We start from the raw sequence: 4,430 nt of genomic DNA on the forward strand, positions 1-4,430 counted from the left end.
CGTCACCACCGAAGCCGCACCGACCGGCAGCGAGGCACTCATGACAACCGAGGCAATAACCGCCTAGAATCCCGAACCAAGATCACGCGGAGTCGATCTCATACACCACTCCGCCGGACGTGACCCGGCGGCATGTTGCCGATCATGGAGTGCAGCCGGTGAGTGTTGAACCATCGCACCCAGCTCGCGGTGGCCAGCTCGAGATCGTCGACTGAGCGGATCGGTCCGTCACGACGGATGCACTCGGTCTTGTGGAGCCCGATCACCGGCTCGGCCAGGGCGTTGTCGCAGCTGTCACCGATCGAGCCGATCGAGGCGATCGCGCCGGCCTCGGCGAGGCGGTCGCCGTATCGGATGGCGCAGTACCGACTGCCCGCATCGCTGTGATGGATTCGAATCGGACCGCCATGACCTCAGCCGCGCCGGAAGCCGTCGAGCGTGAACGTCACCAGCCGGTCGGCGTCCTCGGGCGACAGGCCGGCACGTGTCCAGGCCGCGGCGTTCACCAGCGTGAAGACGTCCTCGCCGCGGATGTCGGCGCGCACGGCCCCCGCGGCGCGCGCTCCGGCGACGAGTGCTTCCCCGATCGCCGTCATCCGTGCGCAGTCGTCGTGCAGTTCAGACCCGGCGTCGGCGGCCACGAGCAGGTCGGCCAGCCCGCTGTAGGTGGACGCGTGCTCGACGACGGCGCGCACCCAGGCTTCGAGCGCCGCACCGGGGCCACGCTCGGCGCCGAGCCCTTCGCCCCAGGCGAACAGTTCGTCGTGCCGGCGGCGTAGGAGTGCCGCGACCAGGTCATGTCGGGTCGGGAAGTGCCCGTACAGCGTTCCGATCGCCACCCCGGCCCGGCGCGCCACGCGCTCCAAGGACGCGCCGGATCCGTCCTCGCGGAACACGGCGTCGGCCTCGGCGAGCAGCCGCTGCCGATTACGACGGGCGTCGGCGCGCGGACGCCGTCGGCCCCCTACCCCGCAGTCGCCAGTCAAGATGAGGACTCCTCATGTTACGTTGTCCGAGTCGGCATCAGGATAGTTGTGCGGGAGTGAACGATGATCGTGGTGACCGGTGCGACCGGATCCATCGGTCGAGCTCTGGCGGCCCGCCTGCACATCGCGGGAGTGCCGTTCCGGGTGATGGCCCGCAACCCGGCAGTGGCGGCCGGGCTCGGCGGCGAGGTGGTGTACGGAGACTTCGATGAACCGGGAAGTCTCGCGACGGCGTTCGCCGGGGCCGACCAGCTGTTTCTCAACGCCGGTGGAGCCCGGCCCGTCGACGGGCCGCAGCCGATGATCCGGCAGCAGAAGGCCGCGATCGACGCCGCCCGGACCGCCGAGGTCGACCACGTGGTCAAGGTGTCGGTGTGGCGGGCGGCACCGGGACGTCTGCTCGCCGAGGGCGCGCACGGTGAGATCGAGGGCTACCTGCACGACGCGGGCATGCCGGCGACGGTCCTGCAGCCCAGTGGCTTCATGCAGAACTTCGTCACCGGTGTCGCCGGGTTCGCCCCCGACGGTTCGCTTGTGGACACCTACGCCGGTTCCCCGGTGTCGTACATCGACGCTGACGACATCGCGGCATGCGCGGCCGCGGTTCTCGTCGGCGGCGCCGGACGGTGCGGGACGCACGTGCTGACCGGGCCCGAAGCGCTGACGACCGCCGAGATCGCGACGCTGATCGCCGCCGCGATCGGCCGGCCTGTGCCGGTTGCGGACCTGCCGCCGGACCGCCTGGCCGCCTCGTTGGTCGAGCAGGGCGTACCGGTCCGGTTCGCCGGCGACGTCGCCACACTGTGCCGGGACGTCGCCACCGGGGTGCTGGCGGGGACGACCGGCACCGTCGCCGCGCTCACGGGGCGTGCGCCACGGACCTTCGCCGCGTTCGCCGCCGCCCACGCCGAGGCTCTCCGTCGTGCCGCGACCACGCGGGCGTGAGGCCGTGCTGTCGGGCCGACCGCTACGCAGCGGGCGACGGTGCTGGCGTGAGGAGGCGCGCGTGGTGCAGGAAGCGATGGGCTGGACCAACTCCCACCTGCACGAGTTCGAGATCGACCGTACTCGTTATGGGTTCCGCGATCCGGACGTCGACACCGGCATCCCCGACGGGGCCCGGACGAAGCTGTTCTGAGTCGTCGGCGCCGGTGATGACGCCGGTTATGTCCATGACTTCGGCGACAATCCGCGTTGTGTCGAGGTCGGGGAGCGTGCCTGAGAACGTGGGCCGGGTGTTCAGCTTCCGGAGTTCCTCGACGCGCTTGCCGACCCGGGCCACACGGAGCACGCCGAGCGGGTCGAGTGGTGGGGCTCGGACCGGTTCGACCCGCACCACTTCGACCTTGACACGGCCAACCAGGCGGTGGTTCGGCTGGCCTGGGCACCGTCGACGGGTCCAGGGCAACAACGCGGCCCTGAGCTCGAGGCGGCGCAGTTGGATCAGCGCCCACGCCGGCCTGAGTAGGGCCCCGATGCTGGGGACCATCCGGCGGGGGAATGCGATCAGCGACCGATCGGTCTCGGCGATGAAGAGACCTCCCAGGGGCTCTACTGCGGACGCGCCGGCCGGCCCGAGCCGACGAAACACCACCTGCTTGCGCGTCGGGCGACCGCCACGCCGGCGGCGGCGCCGCGCCGACCACCGTCCTTCCGGCTCGCGGCGCTCTCGAAAGCTGATCGACCGACGCCCGCCAGAGGTCGAGCCGCGCGTGCGACTCGGGGCTGAGGGGCCGGCCCCGCGCGTCGAAGGCCGCACCAGCCGTGCACATCACCGACGTCGCCGGGCTCGTTCACGCCGATGGGAGACGAAGGACGGTCTACGCGTTGGCGCGGATCAACGAGGCCACGCGCAGGTCACGCATCGCAATCAGATGGTCGTGCATCAGTCCGCGTGCAGATCCGCCGTCGCGAGCATGGATCGCGTCGAGGATCGCCCGGTGCTCGGCGAGCGAATTGTCGCTCGGCCCTGGCACCGAGCGATCAGGCCGGTACACGGTCAGCAGGTCGTCGAGCTGGCCGAGCACGGCGAGTCAGCGGTGCGCGCGCCATCAACGGCCCCTCACACGGGCGGCGTCCGGCGGACGTCCACGGACGCGACGGCCTGGCCGACCTGCGCGTCGTAGCCCGTCGAACCATCGTGCCGGTCGCTTCGGGACGAACAGGTCCCTGCGGTCCACGATCTGGGTGGATCAGGTCGTGACGCGATTCATTTCCCTACCCTCCAGATCGCCGAGTACGAGGTCGAAGCGCTCGGGGGGCATCACGGTGTCGAAGTAGTAGTCCTCGGCTGCGGCCCAGCGCGCGTTCCAGTCAGACCGGAACGCGTCACCTTCTCGATCAATCAGCCGCTTCCGACGGATTTCGCGCGGAACCTCCAGTAGCACCCGTAGATCGAGTAGGTCGTGCAGCTCGGGCCGGCAGCTATACGCACCTTCGAGTAGGATCACCGGCGCTGTCCGGGCGATGGTGGGAATCGCTGCGAGCGGGACGCTATCGCTGTCCCAGTCCTCAGAGTCCCAGTCGAAGCTCTGCCACTTGGCGACATCGTCTCGGCGGAGCCGTTCGAGAACATCGCGTTGGCGGCGCCAGTCGATCACCAAGGCCACCTTCTCCGGCGCGGCCCTGCGATCCCAGGTGTCAGCGCTCCCACCGCTGTAGAACTCGTCGCCCTCGACGACGGTCACGCTGTCGGTGTCGTCGCCTGGTTCTCTGAAGGCCTGCGCGATTCTCGCTGCGACGGTCGATTTTCCAGCTCCGCTGCGGCCGTCGATCCCGACGAACAACGGGCGGTGTCCGGCTGTGAGCTGCCGCCGCAGTCGAGCGATCAGGACGGCCGCCAGCCGGTGTCCGTGTTCGGCTGCCGCGGACACGGCCCCCCGCTCATCGGGACTCATACGGCCAGCATGCCCCACTCGGTCCGTCCACCGGAGAGCATCCAGCTGAGTGGCGATGGAGCGGTGGGTGGGGTTCCAAGGACCAACGCGCCCTCGCCGGGCGGGCAGATCTCCGAGATGGACCGGAGCGGCGTCCCGCTCGGCCAACTGCCTGACAACGGCCCCTCGCGACGGTGGCGCCCTGCGGACGTCCATGGGCGGAGCGAGTCCGCTGGACTGGCCGCCGTCGCTCGTCGATCCGGCGCCCCCGTTGCCTGACGCCGAAGCGGTCACGGAGGCTCTGCTCCTCCTTCGCGCAGGATCGGAGATTGTCGACAGCGCACCTCTCGAACCGGATCGCCCGCCATCGCGCCGAACTGTGTGCCGCGGTCAGGAGCCCGACCGGTCGCTTCGTGGAAGCCGATCGCGCGGGCATTCGACGACTGTCAACGGCGGGTTTGGAGTGACCCCGTAACGACGGACTGGGACTGACCCCTGTCGGTGTTCAGTCGTTGCTGGCGCGGTTGTGCTTCGCCAGTAGCTCGCGTCGGGCGCGGGTCCGATAGGA

The 4,430-nt window shown here is 70.0% G+C and carries 5 protein-coding genes and 2 pseudogenes; 3 read left to right on the forward strand and 4 right to left on the reverse strand.

Annotated features, from left to right (window positions below; genetic code table 11):
* Positions 1–98: 98 nt before the first annotated feature.
* Both WHI96_RS27175 and WHI96_RS27180 read right to left on the reverse strand, forming a co-directional pair.
* Positions 99–386 (reverse strand): annotated as a pseudogene (locus WHI96_RS27175) (integrase core domain-containing protein); the annotation flags it as partial.
* A gap of 27 nt (positions 387–413) precedes the next feature.
* Positions 414–986: a TetR/AcrR family transcriptional regulator gene (locus WHI96_RS27180; protein ID WP_345643088.1), complete on the reverse strand. Its 573-nt coding sequence runs from the start codon at positions 984–986 to the stop codon at positions 414–416.
* 63 nt (positions 987–1,049) lie between these two features.
* Between WHI96_RS27180 and WHI96_RS27185 the strand changes: the two genes are divergently transcribed.
* The 3 genes and pseudogenes from WHI96_RS27185 to WHI96_RS28020 all read left to right on the forward strand — a co-directional run.
* Positions 1,050–1,931, forward strand: a complete 882-nt coding sequence (locus WHI96_RS27185; protein WP_345643092.1) for an NmrA family NAD(P)-binding protein — start codon at positions 1,050–1,052, stop codon at positions 1,929–1,931.
* Between the two features lie 61 nt (positions 1,932–1,992).
* Complete coding sequence (locus WHI96_RS27190; RefSeq protein WP_345643095.1) at positions 1,993–2,124, forward strand: IS1096 element passenger TnpR family protein; 132 nt, start codon at positions 1,993–1,995, stop codon at positions 2,122–2,124.
* Between the two features lie 120 nt (positions 2,125–2,244).
* Positions 2,245–2,454 (forward strand): annotated as a pseudogene (locus tag WHI96_RS28020) (hypothetical protein); the annotation flags it as partial.
* Between the two features lie 352 nt (positions 2,455–2,806).
* Here the strand turns inward: WHI96_RS28020 and WHI96_RS27195 are convergent.
* Together WHI96_RS27195 and WHI96_RS27200 are read right to left on the reverse strand one after the other, a co-directional pair.
* Positions 2,807–3,013, reverse strand: a complete 207-nt coding sequence (locus tag WHI96_RS27195) for an FCD domain-containing protein (protein WP_345643098.1) — start codon at positions 3,011–3,013, stop codon at positions 2,807–2,809.
* Positions 3,014–3,178: 165 nt separating this feature from the next.
* Positions 3,179–3,883: a uridine kinase family protein gene (locus tag WHI96_RS27200; RefSeq protein WP_345643101.1), complete on the reverse strand. Its 705-nt coding sequence runs from the start codon at positions 3,881–3,883 to the stop codon at positions 3,179–3,181.
* Between the last annotated feature and the right edge of the window lie 547 nt (positions 3,884–4,430).

The sequence above is a fragment of the Pseudonocardia tropica genome (assembly GCF_040105315.1).
Classification (GTDB): domain Bacteria; phylum Actinomycetota; class Actinomycetes; order Mycobacteriales; family Pseudonocardiaceae; genus Pseudonocardia; species Pseudonocardia alni.

Coding starts and splice junctions, on each gene's coding strand:
- WHI96_RS27200 (WP_345643101.1), bottom strand. CDS start 3,883: ATGAGTCCCGATGAGCGGGGGGCCGTGTCCGCGGCAGCCGAACACGGA.
- WHI96_RS27185 (WP_345643092.1), top strand. CDS start 1,050: ATGATCGTGGTGACCGGTGCGACCGGATCCATCGGTCGAGCTCTGGCG.